Genomic DNA, 17,826 nt, shown 5'->3' with positions numbered 1-17,826 from the left:
TTATTGATTCTCATCGGCCATTTTACGTAAGGTAATAAAATCGATTTTACCTGTACCCAATAATGGTAACTCTTTAACAACACGAATATCTCGAGGGATCGCTAATGCCGGGATACCTAAATCCTGCGCTGCTTGATTCAGCTGTTCCCTAGTTAATTTAGTCGAGGTTGTAAATAGCACAATCGCTTCTCCTTTGGCTGCATCGGCTTTTACGGTTGCGCCATGCATGGCATCAACATCGACCTTTTTAGCTAAAGCTTCAACACTTTCAAGTGAGACCATTTCGCCAGCAATTTTTGCAAAACGTTTTAATCGTCCTTTAATAGTTAAAAATTCATCTTTATCAATTGCAACGATATCTCCGGTATCATACCAACCCTTGTCCACATTACCATTTTCATCAATAGCAACAGGCTCTTCAAGTACCCCTGGTTTTTCAACCCGTAAGTACCCCTTCATTACGTTAGGGCCTTTAAGTTGTAGCTCTCCGCCATTGCTAATACCTGGAACGGGTATTAATCTTGACTCCATGCCCGGTAACAAACGACCAACGGTACCTGCTTTAAATGCCATCGGCACATTAAGAGCAACAACGGGTGCACATTCGGTTACACCATAACCTTCTAAGATTCGAATACCGTATTTATCTTTCCACTGTTCACGCACCGCATCAGAAAGTTTTTCAGCACCAGCAACTACGTAGCGTAAACGCATAAAATCGTATGGATGTGCATAACGGGCGTAGTTGGCTAAAAATGTAGGTGTTCCAAATAACACGGTACAGTTTTGGTCATAAATGATTTCGGGCACCATACGATAATGTAATGGATTTGGATATAAAAACGTACGACTGCCAGAGAACAACGGTAAAAATAAGCCTGCAGTGATGCCAAAAGCGTGGAAAAGAGGTAACGCTGACATAAAACGGTCTGCAGGCGTTGGATCGATAACAGTACGAATTTGTTCGACATTAGCCAATAAACTGCCATGGCTATGCACAACTCCTTTCGGATTGCCTTCTGAGCCGGAAGTAAATAACACTAATGCCTCGTCTTGACTTGATTGTCGTCGTTTAACTAATCGAGGAATGTATTGATGTACAGCAACGTATAGTTTATCAAAAAAGTTCAAACTGCTACGCAAATCTTCAAGGAAATACCAATTTACATCGTTAATTTCTTCTAATAAGTGATCAAGCTTCCCTTTTTTAATAAATTTACGTGAAGTAATAACGGTTTTTATTTCAGCAGCAGTAATTGCACAGGTTAATCCTTTAGTACCTGCCGTGTAGTTTAGCATTGCTGGAATACGATTTTTAACTGATAAACCAAAAATAGTGGCAACAGTAATTGTTGCATTAGGTAGTAATAGGCCAACTCGTTCTTTCGGTTTGGTAATTTTAGAAATAATACAACTTACACCGATGATCTGCTTAAGTAAGTTTCGATAGGAGGCTTCATGAGTGGTAGGGTCTTGAACCATTCGTGATTTTACGCCATAACGAACTTGAGCTTCGAGCAAAGCTTCAAAAAGGGTTAATTTAGGGCGACTTGCCATTCTGGCATTCATCATAATTTGATGTAATTTTTCACCAGCAATATATCTTCGATCACTTGCTTTTGCTGCGTCAGGCATGGGGATTGATTTTGGTTCCAATACATGAATAGTAATTTTTGGAAATAGACGACGTTTAAATAGGCCTTTTAAGCGACTGGTTAAGGTAAATTCGGCTCCTTCTATCCAAACAGGTACAATGGTCGCCTGAGAACGTGCCGCAACAAATGCCGCACCGTCATAAATCTTCATTAATGATCCGGTTATGGTGATTCGACCTTCCGGAAAAATAACAATTGGTCGGCCTTTTTCAATTTCACGGACCAATTTTTTTATTGCCATAGGACTTAATGGATCCATTGGCACAAAATCGACATAGCGTTTGGCTAAACGAACTAGCCAGTGATTAATATATCCTGCGTAGATAGCAAATACTGGTTTTACTGGTAAAAATACACCGATTAAAACGCCATCTAGAAAGGAAACATGATTAGGGGTGATAAGAAGTCTGTCTTGTTTTAGGTTATCAAGATTACCTTGAATCTTGACATGGAATAAAATCTTTAAAAAAAATTTTAATATTTTAAATAACATCTGATTTCTCAATTTCCGTGCAAAATTGCACTCTGTCATAATAGTGAAAATAATTGCAATATACAAGAAGCTAAATTTCAATTGGATTTAATTGAAATTAAACAATTTGTTATGCGAATTCTTCTAGTTTGAAATATTAATTAATAGACAATAAATAGTAAAAAAGTAAAATAAAAGTTAAATAACTGTAAGGAATGAAAATGTTAGTTTTAACAGCTCAAGATATCCAACAATTTTATACCATGAAAGATGCTGTAGAAGCAGATAAGCAAGCATTAAAAATTTATACTAAAGGTAATAGTGAAGTGCCTTTACGTATTAATTTTGATATGCAAAAAGGACAATGCCTAGTTATGCCTGCCCATATTAAAGAAAACGATGTTGTTGGTTTAAAGATTGTCTCGGTTTTTCCTGATAATCCTAAATTGGGCAAACCATCAGTTCCGGCACAAGTGTTTATGATCGATCCTCAAACGGGCGAAGTTTGTGCGATATTAGATGGCACATTTGTTACGCAATTGCGAACCGGTGCGGTACAAGGCGCTGCCACGGATTTATTAGCTAAAAAAGATGCTAAACGAGCAGTATTAATTGGTACTGGTGGGCAAGCAGCGGCACAATTAGAAGCTATGTTAACGGTACGGCAGTTAACCGATGTAGCTATTTATGGACTTGATGCCAAAAAAGGCAAGCAGTTTACTGAAGAGATGAAACAACGATTTGGCCATTTTTCGGCTAACCTCTATTTTTCACAAGATTTGGATGAAGATATTCGCCATGCTGATATTATTACTTCAGTGACTACATCAAAAGAAGTGACTTTCAATGGTGAGCTAGTTAAACCCGGAACTCATATCAATGGTGTAGGTGCTTACACACCTGAAATGCACGAAATCCCAAGTAATATAGTGGCAAAAGCAGATATTCGTGTACTTGATACTAAAGATGGTGTATTTGCTGAAGCTGGTGATATTATCGACCCAATTAATCAAAATTTAGTCACAAAACAAGATTTTTATGAATTGGGAGATTTAGTTATCGACCCGCAAAAATGTCGTCAAAACGATCAGCAAATCACGTTATTTAAAACAGTGGGAACGGCAGTTTTAGATGTCTATGTCGGTTATGATATTTATCAGAAAGCTAAACAAAAGGGTATTGGAACTACTATCTAATAATTCTTTTTAACTCTTAATCACCCCTTAACCAAAAATTTGAGGAAAGGGGTTTTTTAATGTCTAAAATTGGCATTAATAGTGCTTCTTATGAATATTAATAAGAAGTTAGTTCTATAAAATCAAAAATTATAGGAAAGGTTTTTTTAGCGCTTAAAATTGTCGTTAATGGTATTACTTATTAACATCAACAATAGATTAGCCATAAACAATAAAATAATGCGAGGTAAGGGCGGTTCTAAGATCGAAACTTAGCTTTTCAGCTCTTCTTTTTGTGAGCGACCCAGTAATGACATGGCTGCCTGTTTTGGATCTTTATGTTCGTAAAGTACTTTATAGATTTGTTCAGTAATAGGCATATCGACATGATATTTTTGTGCTAATGACCAAACTTCTTTGGTATTTCTACAGCCTTCAACCACTTGAGCAATGATCTCTTGTGCTTCTTGAATTGATTTGTTTTGACCCAGTAAAATACCAAAACGGCGATTTCGAGATTGATTATCGGTACATGTCAGCACCAAATCCCCTAATCCTGCCATCCCCATAAAAGTGGCGGGATCGGCACCAAGTGCTTCGCCTAATCGCATCATTTCAGCCAATCCACGAGTGATTAATGCTGTTCTGGCATTAGCACCAAAACCAAGTCCATCCGATAAACCAGCACCAATGGCAATCACATTTTTGACCGCTCCGCCAAGTTGAACACCGATAAAATCTTTGCTGCTGTAGACTCGAAACGATTTACTACAGTGGAATAAATTTTGTAGTTCTGTTAAAAATTGTTCATCAGTTGAGGCAACAGTAACTGCAGTGGGTAAACCAGATGCCACTTCTTTAGCAAATGTAGGACCAGAAATAACCGCTAATGGAATTTTGTCACCTAAAACTTCGCGTGCAACATCTTGTAATAATCGTCCAGTATCAACTTCAAGCCCTTTTGTTGCCCAAACAATTTTACTATCCTTTCTTAACAATGGTTTTATTTGTTTAAGAATACTACCAAACGCATGGCTAGGTACAACAATAAGTAAAATAGGTGCAGCAGCAACAGCAGTGGCTAAATCAGCTTCAATTTGCAGTTGATCTGGGAAAGGGATATCAGGCAAAAATTGCCTATTTTGTCTATCATGCTGCAAAATAGCCATCTTATCTGGGTTATGTCCCCACAATAAGGTTTCATGGCCATTACGTGCTAGTAATATTGCTAGCGAGGTTCCATAAGAACCGGCGCCAATTACAGTCACTGCAGCATCTTTACTCATATATAATCCAATAGACTTTATTCATTAACCTAACAATTACAATTATTGTAAGGTTTCAGTTGCACTATTTTGCGCTTGTTGTTCTTGTTGTTGTAAATAGTTAATGAACAATGCTTCAAAATTTACTGGTTCTAAATTAAGCTGTGGGAATGTTCCTTTATTCACTAGGCTTGAAATAACTTCACGCGCATAAGGGAATAAAATATTTGGACAATAAGCACCAACACAATGTTGAATTTGTGCATCATCAAAACCAATAAGCGAGAAAATTCCTGATTGAGTAACTTCACAAATATACACAACTTCTTCTTGCTGTTTTACCGTTACGGTAACACGTAAAGAAACTTCATGCACTTCATCACTTAATGCTTGTGATGCTGAATTTAGCTCTAAATTCATTTCTGGTTGCCACTGCTTAGTAAAAATTTCAGGGACATTATTGGTTTCAAAAGAAACATCTTTAGTGTAAATACGTTGAATTGCAAATTGTGTTTCAGGTTGTTGTGTATTGTTTTGTTCTGTCATGATAAAACCTTATTTTAAAATTATATTATTTTCTAACCAATGGTAAGTTTTCGCCGTTCCAACCAGCAATACCATCTTTTAATGTAAATACATGTAAAAAACCTTGTTTGACTAATACTTCACCAATACCTGCTGATGTTAAGCCATTTTCATCAATCACAATAATGATGTTTTCTTTAAATTTTTCAATAGTTTTCGCACTAGCATTTTTAATATCAACGGGTAGAATGTTGTGTGATTCAGTAATATGCCCTTTTTTGAAGCTATCTGCTGAACGAATATCAACAATAACCGCATTTTGTTTATTGATCATATTAATTGCTTGCGCGTTATTAATTATTTTCACTTTTGACAATTTAATTTTTACGGTTAATACAATGATTGCAACAAATAACACAATCCAACCTAATGAAAGTAAATGATGATTTTTGACAAAAGGTATAATTTCGAGCGTAACAAAGTCCATACTTTTATGATTACCTAATTTATTAAAAATAAGATAAGATTATAACGATATTGTCTACTGAAATACAGATCTAAAGGGAGAAATCTTATTTTAAGCTAATAAGAACTAAAGAATCCTAAGAAGAGAATTAATGTTATTCAGACGATTTATCTTACTGGCATTGCTTTTAGTTACTGTAATCTTGTCTGTTTTAGCCGAACCAAATAATTATGCTACAAATAAAACCGTAAACTTAGATCAAAACATGCAAATAACAGGTGAACCATTATTGTTTGACCTAAATTTAACCTGTCGAGAATTTTTCTAGAAATTGATGCCAATGCACCCGATTATTTTCAATATCATGATTGTCCAATACAAAATGAAGGTCAAACATGTTCAATAACTGTAATTTATAAAATCGACGATAAATATCCTAAGTGAACCCATTAATACTTGATAAAAACTATGGGGATGGGGGAACTGAAATATTCATGCTGTTATTGGCATCAATAAAATCCAGTAATGATCGCTAATTCAAAAGATAGTTTATTATATGAAGCGTCGTTTTTTTAAATGAAACATTTAAACGTGATAGGGATGAAATGATTTTTTATTTAATCATAATCGGTTTTCGAAGATTCGATATATAACTTAATTAAGAAGCATCGCCAATTAACTACTCATGGAGCAAAATTGTGGCATAAATGGTTTATGTGACATTTTGGTGCATTATTTTGGTGCTTTATGCATTATTATGGTGCATTAATGCTTTTTCTGCTATTATTTAATCACTAAAAACCGTCTAAAATGGTTAATGAAAAACTGGCATCATATTTGCATATAATTTAATAAATAGGCAAAATGCCTTTAAACTGAACAATTATTATATGTCCTCAATGGAGAAGCTACATGTCTACACAAAAAGTTTTAACGCTAATAAAAGAAAACGATGTTAAGTTTGTTGATTTACGTTTTACTGATACTAAAGGTAAAGAACAACACGTTACAATTCCTGTAAGTCAAATCGACGCTGATTTTTTTGAAGATGGTAAAATGTTTGATGGCTCTTCCATTGCTGGTTGGAAAGGCATTAACGAATCAGATATGGTGTTAATGCCAGATGCATCAAGCGCAGTGATTGATCCATTTTTTGAAGATGTAACATTAAATATTCGTTGTGACGTTTTAGAGCCAGCGACATTACAAGGTTATGACCGTGACCCTCGCTCAATTGCTAAACGCGCTGAAGAGTTTTTAAAATCATCAGGTATTGCTGATACCGTTATTTTTGGACCAGAACCTGAGTTTTTCTTATTTGATGATGTTCGTTTTGGATCGCCAATGTCGGGTAGCTTTGTTCATATTGATGATATCGAAGCAGCTTGGAATTCTGGTACTAAATACGAAGAAGGTAATAAGGGGCATCGTCCTGGCGTTAAAGGTGGTTATTTCCCACTTCCTCCGGTTGACTCATCACAAGATATTCGTTCTGAAATGTGTTTAATCATGGAACAACTAGGTTTAGTGGTTGAAGCTCATCACCATGAAGTTGCAACTGCAGGCCAAAATGAGATTGCTTGTCGTTTCAATACATTAACTAAAAAAGCTGATGAAGTTCAAATTTATAAATATGTTGTCCAAAATGTTGCTCATGCTTATGGTAAAACTGCGACATTTATGCCTAAACCAATGTTTGGTGATAACGGCTCTGGTATGCACTGTCACCAATCGCTTGCTAAAGATGGCGTAAACCTTTTTGCTGGTGACAAATATGCTGGCCTTTCTGAAATGGCGTTATTCTATATTGGTGGTATTATCAAACATGCTAAAGCGATTAATGCTTTTGCGAACCCAGCGACTAACTCTTATAAACGTTTAGTACCAGGTTATGAAGCACCAGTTATGCTTGCCTATTCTGCACGTAACCGTTCTGCATCAATTCGTATTCCAGTGGTTACTAGCCCTAAAGCGCGTCGTATTGAAGTTCGCTTCCCAGATCCAGCAGGTAACCCATACTTATCATTTGCAGCACAATTAATGGCAGGTTTAGATGGTATTATCAATAAGATTCATCCGGGTGATGCGATGGATAAAAACTTATATGACTTACCACCAGAAGAGTCTAAATTAATCCCACAAGTTGCAGGTTCACTTGAAGAAGCGCTAAATGCTTTAGATGCCGATCGTGAATTCTTAACTCGTGGTAATGTATTTACTAATGACACTATTGATGCTTATATTGACTTAAAACGTCAAGATGTTGATCGTGTTCGTATGACACCACATCCGGTTGAATTTGAACTCTACTACAGTCTATAAGTCATTATTGTATTACTTAAAGCTTTAACCACCGCTGAAGGGCGGTGGTATCTAATGAGAACGGAGAGCCAACGATGACATTTGATAATGAATCTGATGCAAATCTTGTTCTCGACTCAATGATTACCAATATTTTATTACTTGATAAAAAACTCAATATTCTTTATGCCAATACCGCTGCACAACAGTTACTTGCTCAAAGTTCGAAAAAAATATTAGATAGTTATTTTCCCGACCTATTAGGTTATTTTTCCCTCGATATTGAATTGATGCAAAATGCATTAGAGCAGAATCAAGGTTTTACCGATAGTGAAGTTAATTTAGTCATAAACAATGAATTACATATTTTATCGTTAACTGCACAATTGCTGGCTAATGGCCATGTGCTAATCGAAATGGCACCATTAAATAGTCATAAAAAGTTGAGTCAAGAACAATTACAGCAAGCTCAACAAAATGCTGCCCGTGAATTAGTGCGTGGACTTGCTCATGAAATTAAAAATCCACTTGGTGGGCTAAGAGGAGCGGCGCAATTATTGTCACGAGAACTACCTAACAATGAGTTGCAAGATTATACAAAAATTATCATTGAACAGGCAGATAGGTTAAGAAATTTAGTTGATAGGTTATTAGGCCCTCAACAGCGGTTACAACAGAAACAACAGAATATACATCAAGCGATCGAACGGATCTATGCGCTTTTATGTTTAGAAAAACCGCTAAATGTTGAAATTATCCGCGATTATGATCCTAGTTTGCCTGAATTCACTCATGATTCAGAACAGATTGAACAAGTGGTTTTAAATATTGTGCGTAATGCCTTACAAGCAATTGATTCAAAATCTGGTTGTATTAAGATTAGAACTAGAACTGCATTTCAAGTCACCTTGCATGGTCAACGTTACCGACTTTGTGCGCGTATCGATATTGAAGATAATGGCCCTGGAGTTCCAGTGCATATTCAAGATACATTATTTTATCCAATGGTTAGTGGTTATGAAGGCGGTACCGGCATTGGTTTGTCTATTGCCCATAATATTATTGACCAGCATAATGGTAAGATTGAATTTAATAGTTGGCCAGGTCATACTGAGTTTTCTATCTATTTACCAATCAAACAATGAGGTTAATGACAATGAATGTTTGGATTGTTGATGATGATAGTTCAATTAGATGGGTTTTAGAAAAAGCGCTTACTAACGCTCATTTTAACTGCATTAGTTTTTCAAGTGGTCAAGAAGTGATTGATGCTTTAGTTAATCATCCACAGAAGCCAGCAGTATTATTATCCGATATTAAAATGCCGGGTATTGATGGGTTATCTTTGCTTAATTATATTAAAGAGCAAATGCCTAATTTACCGGTGATTATTATGACTGCTCATTCAGACCTTGATGCTGCAGTGAATGCTTATCAAAAGGGAGCTTATGATTATATTCCTAAACCTTTTGATGTCGATGAAGTAATTCAGTTGGTTGAGCGGGCTATTTTACAAAGTCAAAGTAATAAACCTAATAGTTCCTCTACTAGCAAAGCTTCTACCGGTATTATTGGTGAAGCACCTGCCATGCAGGAAGTATTTCGTATTATTGGACGACTCTCTAAATCATCTATCAGCGTACTAATTAATGGTGAATCAGGAACGGGTAAAGAATTAGTAGCTAAAGCTTTGCATACTCATAGCCCACGCTCACAGTCACCATTTATTGCATTAAATATGGCTGCTATTCCTAAGGATTTAATTGAATCTGAATTGTTTGGTCATGAAAAAGGTGCATTTACGGGTGCTGCTCAAATAAGGCATGGTCGATTTGAACAAGCTAACGGTGGAACGCTTTTTTTAGATGAAATTGGTGATATGCCATTGGATGTGCAAACTCGGTTATTAAGAGTTCTTGCTGATGGTCAATTTTATCGGATAGGTGGTTATTCACCTGTAAAAGTTGATGTACGTATAATTGCCGCTACGCATCAAGATTTACAAGCTAGAGTAAGGGAAGGTAAATTTAGAGAAGATTTGTTCCATCGGCTAAATGTGATTCGTATTTTATTGCCACCATTACGTGATAGAGCGCAAGATATACCTAAATTAGCTGAACATTTTTTACGTACCACCGCCAAAGAATTAGGTGTTGAAAGTAAAGTGCTAAGCCCTGATGCTCTTAATCTTTTATGTCTGTTCAATTGGCCGGGCAATGTAAGGCAATTAGAAAATGTTTGTCGTTGGGTAACAGTAATGTCATCCAATAATGAAGTTTATGTGCAAGATTTACCTCCAGAACTATTACAATTATCGGCTTCTGATGCCCCAACTAATTATGAGGTTATTAAAAATGTAACCAATCAGATATTACCAGAAACCGATTGGAAAAAACTGTTAGAACTGTGGGCTAAACAAGCGTTATTAGCTGGTAAAACCGGAATTTTGACGCAAACAGTGAGTGATGTTGAAAAAATTTTATTAAAGTGTGCACTTAATTTTACTCGTGGACATAAGCAAGATGCAGCGAATCTGCTTGGCTGGGGGAGAAATACTTTAACAAGAAAACTCAAAGAATTATCAGATGATAATTGATTATGATAGCATGCCGATTTTTTCGGCAATAAGTGATAATGTTATTATCTAATGTTTTTACCAATTTATTTATTATTATTTTACTGTTTGCTTAAAGTTCATTGAACACTTATTTATTTTTAGTTACAATCGAATGCAAATGATAATTATTCTATTTATCATCCATTCGCTTTTGGACTAAGCTAATAACTAGGAGTTACAATGTATTCATCTATCAAAGTTAAATTTTTAGTATTACTAGCCGCTTTATTTGTATTAGCTGGCTGTGACGATAAAAAACAAGAAGCACCAGTAGCTAATAAAACTATAGCTGTTGAACATGCTCAAGGTAAAACAGATGTTCCTGAAAACCCGAAAAAAGTGGTAGTTTATAACACAGCGACACTGGATATTATTGATGCATTAAAAATTCCTGTAACCGGTGTCCCACAATCGGATGTTCATTTCCCAGAATTCTTATCAAAGTATGCTGATAAAGCTTATACCAATGTTGGTACTTTATTTGAACCAAATTATGAAGTGTTAAGTTCATTACAACCTGATGTGATCATCGCAGGTGGTCGTGCCAATGATGTTTATAAAAAATTAAGTGATATTGCACCAACTATTTCGCTTGATATTGATCCTAATAATTTCGTTGCTAGCTTAACCGAGCGTACTGAACAGTTAGGCGATATTTTTGGTAAACAAGCAGAAGCTAAAAAATTAATTGCTGATTTTAAACAAAAAATTGAAACACTAAAACCTAAAACAGATACAGCGGGAACTGCCTTAGTGATTATGGTTAATGGTGGTAAAATGTCAGCTTATGGCCCTAAATCACGTTTTGGCTTTATCTTTGATGTATTAGGTTTCAAACCAGCAACAACCTTCCAAGAAGCCGGTCGTCATGGTAATGCAGTAACTTCTGAATTTGTGTTAAGTGTTAATCCACAATGGTTATTTGTGTTAGATAGAGACAATGCGATTGGTAATAAAGAAGCTCAATCAGCACAACAAGTTCTAAATAACGAATTAATCCAAAAAACTGATGCATGGCAACAAAATCATATTGTTTATTTAGATTCAACTTCAATGTATATCTCTGGCGGTATTCAAACTTATAGTCAATTAATCGACCAAATAAGTGATGTTTTACAAAAAACATCAGCCAACTAATCATAAGTTATGACAAAAACGGTTTATTTTATTGCAGGCATTGCTCTTTTAATAGCAATGGCTGCATTAAGTCTGTTTATTGGTGCTGGGCATGTGACGTTGGCCGATCTTTGGTCTGACAGTAATATGCGACAAATCTTTTTTGTTAGTCGTGTTCCTAGAACGGTAGCATTACTATTAGCTGGTAGTGCTATGAGTGTTGCAGGCTTAATTATGCAATTACTTACGCAAAATCGGTTTGTTGAACCTTCATTAGTGGGAACAACCCAGTCTGCAAGTCTTGGGCTATTAGTCATGATGGTATTTGCTCCTGGCGCAACTGTAATGATGAAAATGGTGGTGGCCAGTTTATTTGCAATGGCTGGCACGATGTTGTTTATGTTTATCTCACGTAAAATCATCTTTAAATCTGCCTTAATGGTTCCACTTATTGGGATTATGCTTGGTGCAGTAATCAGTGCAATTTGTACTTTTTTTGCCATGTATTTTGATTTATTACAATCACTAGGTGGTTGGGAATCGGGTGATTTTTCTGGCATTTTGCAAGGTCGCTATGAACTATTGTGGTTAGTTGGTGCTATTACCTTACTTGCCTGTTGGAGCGCCGATCGTTTTACTGTCGCTGGATTAGGACGGGACTTTTCTGTCAATGTCGGACTTAATTATAATAAAGTAATGTTAACAGGTCTGATTGTCATTGCACTTATTGGTGGGATTGTTGTGGTGGTGGTGGGGGTACTGCCATTTTTGGGCTTAATCGTTCCTAATATTGTGAGTTTATTGTTTGGCGATAATGTTCGTAAAACTATTCCGTGGATTTGTCTGCTAGGTAGTGGTCTGGTTTTACTCTGTGATATTATTGGACGAGTTATTCGCTATCCCTTCGAAATTCCAGTTAGTGTAATCCTTGGTGTAGTTGGTGCTGTGATATTTTTAGTATTGTTGAGTAAAAAACGTCATGCTGGTTAATCAAAAACGCTTTATTTCAAGTCGAAATACTGTACTGATATTACTGGGTATTGCGCTATTTTGTGTCATTTTTTTCATGACATTCAATTTAAAAGGCAATATTAGTTATATATTGACTCATCGTACTTGGATTGTTTTAACGATGATTTTAGTGGCTTTTTCTGCTGCAACGTCAACTTTGCTTTTTCAAACTGTTACTAATAATCGAATTTTAACACCTTCAATAATGGGATTTGAATCTTTGTTTGTATTGATTCAAACATTGGTAATATTTTTTATTGATGCACAAGGTATTCCTTATATTGGTATTGTGGGTAAATTTATTTTCGAATCATTATTATTAATTTTATTTTCTCTATTTCTGTATCGAGGATTATTTACCAAACTTAAACAAAATCTTCATTTGGTTTTATTAATTGGTATTATTTTAGGAACACTATTTCGTAGTTTCTCCAATTTATTACAACGATTAATGACGCCAACGGAATTCGCTGTTTTGCAAAGCCGTATTTTTGCCACATTTACCCGAGCCGAGCCTGTCTTAATCGTGTTTTCATTAATCATTACCTCAATTATTGGTCTGTTTTTATGGCGAATGCGCTTTCGATTTGATGTATTAGCATTAGGACGTGATAATGCTATTAATCTTGGGGTCGATTATCAGAAAAGTGTCACTATCATTCTATTACTCGTTTCGGTATTAGTCTCAATATCAACCGCGTTAGTTGGGCCATTCACATTCCTAGGTCTACTTATTGCTAATTTAGCTTATAGTATTAGTGGCTCTAGCCAGCATCGTTTTTTATTACCAACTGCGTTTTTATTAGGCGTGATTTTTCTTGTCGGTGGACAGATGTTTTTAGAGCGGGTCCTAAATATGGTGGGCGCATTATCGATAGTAATTGAGTTTATTGGTGGTTCATTGTTTATCTTCTTATTATTGAAAAAGGTTCCGATGTGATAGAAATTGATAATATTAGTAAAAAGTATCAAACCATACCTGTATTAAAAAATGTGAAAGCAATCATACCTCAAGGTGGTATTACGGCAATCATTGGTCCAAATGGTGCAGGCAAATCAACCTTATTATCAATTATTAGCCGTCTATTACTTGCCGATGAAGGACAAGTAAAAATTCATAATATGGATGTGGTTAATACCCCGAGTGATAAACTTGCGACCTATTTATCTGTGTTAAGACAAGAAAATCGTTTTACCAGTCGATTGACCGTGTTTGAGTTGGTTGGATTTGGCCGTTATCCTTATTCTAAAGGGCGATTAAATAAAGATGATTTAGTCTATATTAATCGTGCGCTAGAATTTTTAAATCTAACTGAATATAAAGATAGATTTTTAGATGAACTCTCAGGTGGGCAACGGCAGCGAGTTTATGTGGCAATGGTACTTTGTCAGGATACTGAATATGTATTGCTAGATGAACCATTAAACAATCTTGATATGAAACATGCGGTTGCTATGATGAAACAGCTAAGACGAGCTGCCAATGAACTGGGTAAAACCATTGTGATTGTTATTCATGATATTAACTTTGCTTCAGTCTATTCCGATTATATTTTAGCGATGAAAGATGGCCAACTGGTTTATCAAGGCAGTCCTAAACAAATTATGGATTCAAAGATATTAGAGGAAATTTTTGATACACCAGTCAAAATAGAAAATATTCATAATCAAAATATTGCTATTTATTATTAGTATCTAAATTTTTTAACAACAAGGATTTAGAAAATAGCTAAATCCTTTTTTTATTTCTAACGTTTAATTATTTAATTTATTTATAAATAATATAACTTTTGTTTACATTTAATTTATGTTCATGTTAAATAACAAGTAGTTTTTTTTTGAGATTAAGTCATGAAATTAGAGCAGATTGCATTGTTAGCTGGTGTATCAAGAACCACAGCGAGTTATGTGGTTAACGGTAAAGCCAAACAATATCGGGTTAGTGATAAAACCATTGCAAAAGTGATGGCGGTGGTAAATGAGTACAATTATCAACCCAACGCAGTAGCTGCAGGTTTAAGAGCAGGTAAAACTCGCACTATTGGTATCATTATTCCTGATTTCGAAAATATCAGTTATAATCGAATTGCTAGCTATTTAGAGCAATTAGTAAAAAAAGAAGGTTATCAATTATTACTCTCTTGTTCTGAAGATGATCCGAAAATTGAAAAAGAGTGTGTTCTGCATTTAAAACAGCGACGAGTGGATGCGTTGGTGATATCTTCGTCATTTGTTGCTGAACCAGATTATGCCTTTTATGATGGTTGGCAAAATAGTGATATCCCTCTGTTCGCATTAGATAGAATATTATCTGTATCAGAGTTTAGGAATGTTGTTGGTGCAGATAAAGAAGATTCAGAAATGCTAGCCAAAGCATTTGATCAGTTAGTTAATGGCACAGTAGTTTATATTGGTGCCTTACCCAATCTATCCGTTAGCCAGCAGCGTATGGAAGGCTTTAAGGAAATTGCATCAAATAGTAACAATAAAGTTGATTTTTTATGTGCAAATAATTATAGTCGTCGTGACGCGGAGGCTACCTTTAGTCAATGGTTAGCATATAATGATTTACCAGATGGTATCTTTTCTACTTCTTTTTCTTTATTACAAGGCACAATTGATGCAATTTTGAAAAAGTTTGATCATCTGCCAGAAAATCTAACTATTGCCACTTTTGGTGATAATGAGTTACTTAATTTCTTACCTTGTAAAATAATTGCGTTATCACAAGATCATAAAGCGATATCAGAAATAACTATTAAACTATTATTTGATAGTTTACATAATAAAAGCTATCAGCCAGGAACCACAGTTATTCCTCGACGCTTAATTTATCGAGGTAGCCTGAGTCGAAAAAGTATTGCTAAAAAATCAATTTAAGCCGTCATAACGACAGCTATTTTCTCAAAAAAACGATCTAGATCACACTTTAGGAATTAATAGATATAATTTACTTGATTATTAACAAGTTTATATTCATTATTGCTGAAACGATTCAATATTATTCAATAACGAACGATTGTGGGATTGCTGAGTTGTTTTTAGTTGACCCAACATTATAACCCAGAGGTATTTATTTTATGTTTCATTTAGTTAAAGAAGATATTCATTTAAATGAACAAGCAACCAATAAAACTGAAGCAATTAAGAAAATTGCAGCTGCATTAACTAGTGCTGGTTTTGTCGGAGAAGGATATGTTGATGGTATGCTTGAACGTGAAGGTCAAGCAGCAACTTATTTAGGTATTGGTATTGCTATACCTCATGGTACGCCTAAAACTCGTCATCTAGTTAAAAAAACCGGTGTGCAAGTTTTCTGTTTTCCAGAAGGTGTAGAATGGGGTGATGATGGTGAAAAAGCCTATCTTGCCATCGGTATTGCGGCAAGTTCAGATGAACACTTAGAATTACTTCGTCAATTAACTCACGTACTTGGTGCTGATGGTGTTGAAGAAAGAATTAAGAATATTCAATCAGCCGACGAAGCTCTCGCTATTTTAACTGGCAAAGAGAGTTTAGAAGATAGTCAATTTGTTATTAATGAATCTTCATTATTATTAAATATTCAAGCTGACAGTTTAGCTACTTTACAAGCTTTAAATGCATCACGATTAAAACAACAAAATGCTGTTAATGCTAGCTTTATTACTAACGTCCTTGATAATAAACCGAATTATTTGGGTGACGGCGTATGGTTAAATGACAGCCGTGAAGGTAATTTAAAAAATGCAATTGCGATTAGTCGTACAGTAAGTGAGCTAAACCAAGACGGTAAGCCAGTTAAACTTCTGATTACCATTTCGGCTATTGATGATAGTGTGGCAACTATCGCCAATAATATTGCTGCGTTAGCTTATAACCAAAAATTAGTACAATTAATTTCAGCAAATAGTGATGATTTTAATAATCTACTTTTATCAGAAACTCAGTCAGTATCATCTGAAAAATCAGCAACTGCCACTGTAAATACAGCTGCAAGCGCAACATCTACTAGTGATGGTGAAGAGTTAAGTCACGTATTTGTTATTCCAAATGAAAATGGATTGCATACTCGCCCTGCATCGGTGCTAGTTAAATTAGTAAAAGAGTTCAATAGTAAAGTGACTGTTGCTAATCTCGATGGTAAAAATGAACCAGTTAGTGCAACCAGTTTAATGAAGATTGTTGCATTAGGTGCAAAAAAAGGCAGTCGTTTACAATTCACAGCAGTTGGTGATGATGCCGAAAAAGTATTAGATGCAATCGGTAAAGCTATTGAAAGCGGCTTAGGTGAGGGAGCTTAATCATGACTTATCGTGTTGCAACTATCACTTTAAATCCTGCTTATGATCTATTAGGTTTTTGTCCTAAAGTTGAGTTAGGTGATGTTAATTTAGTGCAAACTAATGCTTTACTGCCAGCAGGTAAAGGTATCAATGTTGCTAAAATTTTATCTGACTTAGGTATTAAATTAACCGTTGGTGGTTTTTTAGGGAAAGAGAATCGTGATGGTTTCAATTTACTGTTTGAATCATTAAATGTTACTGATAAATTCCAAACAGTCGAAGGTCGTACTCGTATTAATGTTAAATTAACCGAAGAAAACAGTGAAGTTACAGATCTTAATTTTTCTGGTTTTACTATTAGCGAGCAAGCTTGGCAAACATTTGTGACTAATTCATTGGAATGGTTGAAAGAGATTGATATGGTTGCCATTAGTGGCAGTTTACCTGCAGGCGTATCTCTTGAAAAGTTCACTGAGTGGATGAAACAAGTAAAAGCAATTTGTCCTAAAGTTGTGTTTGACAGTAGCCGTGAAGCTTTAGTTGCTGGGTTGAAAGCTAATCCATGGTTAATTAAACCAAATGATAAAGAACTCGAAATGTGGGTTGGTAGAAAACTAACTACATTATCAGAAATCAAAACTGCTGCTATGGAGCTTATCGATGGTGGCGTAGAAAACGTAGTAATTTCACTAGGAAGTAAAGGTGCTTTATGGGTTACCAAACATGAAGCATGGTTAGCCAAACCGCCTAAATGTAAGGTGGTTAGCACGGTTGGTGCTGGTGATTCAATGGTCGGTGGTTTAATGTATGGTTTACTAACTAACCAATCAATTAAAGACACCTTAGTATTTGCATCAAGTGTTGCCGCTTTATCAGTTGAACAAGCCGGTGTTGGGGTATCAGACCGTCAAGCGGTTACCAACATGTCGGAAAAAATTGAAATAATTGCGGGATAGGA

General features: G+C 35.4%; 16 protein-coding genes. 12 read left to right on the top strand and 4 right to left on the bottom strand.

Going from position 1 to position 17,826, the window contains the following annotated elements; genetic code table 11:
- Positions 1 to 2,148, bottom strand: a complete 2,148-nt coding sequence (aas, locus tag H3U97_RS02655) for a bifunctional acyl-ACP--phospholipid O-acyltransferase/long-chain-fatty-acid--ACP ligase (RefSeq protein ID WP_198197970.1) — start codon at positions 2,146 to 2,148, stop codon at positions 1 to 3.
- Positions 2,149 to 2,348: 200 nt separating this feature from the next.
- Between aas and H3U97_RS02650 the strand changes: the two genes are divergently transcribed.
- Positions 2,349 to 3,323: an ornithine cyclodeaminase family protein gene (locus tag H3U97_RS02650; protein ID WP_086360544.1), complete on the top strand. Its 975-nt coding sequence runs from the start codon at positions 2,349 to 2,351 to the stop codon at positions 3,321 to 3,323.
- 251 nt (positions 3,324 to 3,574) lie between these two features.
- Here H3U97_RS02650 and gpsA read toward each other — a convergent pair whose 3' ends face one another.
- Genes gpsA through H3U97_RS02635 form a run of 3 tightly spaced genes read right to left on the bottom strand, consistent with a single transcriptional unit; the run spans position 3,575 to position 5,579 of the window.
- The gene (gene gpsA / locus H3U97_RS02645; RefSeq protein ID WP_198197968.1) at positions 3,575 to 4,588 is read right to left on the bottom strand and encodes an NAD(P)H-dependent glycerol-3-phosphate dehydrogenase; all 1,014 of its coding nucleotides are present in this window, start codon (positions 4,586 to 4,588) and stop codon (positions 3,575 to 3,577) included.
- Between the two features lie 42 nt (positions 4,589 to 4,630).
- On the bottom strand, positions 4,631 to 5,113 hold the full coding sequence (secB, locus tag H3U97_RS02640) for a protein-export chaperone SecB (RefSeq protein ID WP_086320457.1): 483 nt from the start codon (positions 5,111 to 5,113) through the stop codon (positions 4,631 to 4,633).
- Positions 5,114 to 5,138: 25 nt separating this feature from the next.
- Positions 5,139 to 5,579: a rhodanese-like domain-containing protein gene (locus H3U97_RS02635; protein WP_065651523.1), complete on the bottom strand. Its 441-nt coding sequence runs from the start codon at positions 5,577 to 5,579 to the stop codon at positions 5,139 to 5,141.
- 130 nt (positions 5,580 to 5,709) lie between these two features.
- Between H3U97_RS02635 and H3U97_RS02630 the strand changes: the two genes are divergently transcribed.
- From H3U97_RS02630 to fruK, 11 genes are all read left to right on the top strand, one after another.
- On the top strand, positions 5,710 to 5,886 hold the full coding sequence (locus H3U97_RS02630; RefSeq protein WP_165601679.1) for a hypothetical protein: 177 nt from the start codon (positions 5,710 to 5,712) through the stop codon (positions 5,884 to 5,886).
- 584 nt (positions 5,887 to 6,470) lie between these two features.
- Positions 6,471 to 7,880 (top strand): glutamate--ammonia ligase, encoded by a 1,410-nt coding sequence (gene glnA, locus H3U97_RS02625; RefSeq protein ID WP_034900760.1) that lies wholly within the window; start codon positions 6,471 to 6,473, stop codon positions 7,878 to 7,880.
- Positions 7,881 to 7,954: 74 nt separating this feature from the next.
- Positions 7,955 to 9,004, top strand: coding sequence for a nitrogen regulation protein NR(II) (gene glnL / locus H3U97_RS02620; protein ID WP_034900758.1), 1,050 nt, complete (start codon positions 7,955 to 7,957; stop codon positions 9,002 to 9,004).
- A 5-nt stretch (positions 9,005 to 9,009) separates the two neighbouring features.
- Positions 9,010 to 10,455: a nitrogen regulation protein NR(I) gene (gene glnG / locus H3U97_RS02615; RefSeq protein ID WP_110453766.1), complete on the top strand. Its 1,446-nt coding sequence runs from the start codon at positions 9,010 to 9,012 to the stop codon at positions 10,453 to 10,455.
- 201 nt (positions 10,456 to 10,656) lie between these two features.
- The gene (locus H3U97_RS02610) at positions 10,657 to 11,613 is read left to right on the top strand and encodes a siderophore ABC transporter substrate-binding protein (RefSeq protein WP_198192171.1); all 957 of its coding nucleotides are present in this window, start codon (positions 10,657 to 10,659) and stop codon (positions 11,611 to 11,613) included.
- Positions 11,614 to 11,622: 9 nt separating this feature from the next.
- Positions 11,623 to 12,582 carry an ABC transporter permease gene (locus H3U97_RS02605; RefSeq protein WP_086360540.1) on the top strand — a complete coding sequence of 320 codons (960 nt, stop codon included), beginning with the start codon at positions 11,623 to 11,625 and terminating at the stop codon, positions 12,580 to 12,582.
- Complete coding sequence (locus H3U97_RS02600; protein ID WP_198197966.1) at positions 12,572 to 13,543, top strand: iron chelate uptake ABC transporter family permease subunit; 972 nt, start codon at positions 12,572 to 12,574, stop codon at positions 13,541 to 13,543. The genes H3U97_RS02605 and H3U97_RS02600 overlap by 11 nt, the downstream gene beginning before the upstream one ends.
- Positions 13,540 to 14,295 (top strand): ATP-binding cassette domain-containing protein, encoded by a 756-nt coding sequence (locus tag H3U97_RS02595; protein ID WP_198197964.1) that lies wholly within the window; start codon positions 13,540 to 13,542, stop codon positions 14,293 to 14,295. Before H3U97_RS02600 ends, H3U97_RS02595 begins: the two co-directional genes overlap by 4 nt.
- A 159-nt stretch (positions 14,296 to 14,454) precedes the next feature.
- A complete protein-coding gene (gene cra, locus H3U97_RS02590; protein ID WP_198197962.1) occupies positions 14,455 to 15,483 on the top strand; it encodes a catabolite repressor/activator in 1,029 nt (342 codons plus the stop codon).
- Between the two features lie 200 nt (positions 15,484 to 15,683).
- Entirely contained in the window at positions 15,684 to 16,886 is a 1,203-nt protein-coding gene (gene fruB, locus H3U97_RS02585; RefSeq protein ID WP_198197960.1) for a fused PTS fructose transporter subunit IIA/HPr protein, read from the top strand.
- A 2-nt stretch (positions 16,887 to 16,888) separates the two neighbouring features.
- Positions 16,889 to 17,824: a 1-phosphofructokinase gene (fruK, locus tag H3U97_RS02580; RefSeq protein WP_198197958.1), complete on the top strand. Its 936-nt coding sequence runs from the start codon at positions 16,889 to 16,891 to the stop codon at positions 17,822 to 17,824.
- Positions 17,825 to 17,826 lie beyond the last annotated feature (2 nt).

This window comes from Gilliamella sp. W8128, from assembly GCF_016100545.1.
GTDB lineage: Bacteria > Pseudomonadota > Gammaproteobacteria > Enterobacterales > Orbaceae > Gilliamella > Gilliamella apis.
Note: the sequence above shows the minus strand (reverse complement) of the source record. Positions and strands in the feature narration are given on the sequence as shown.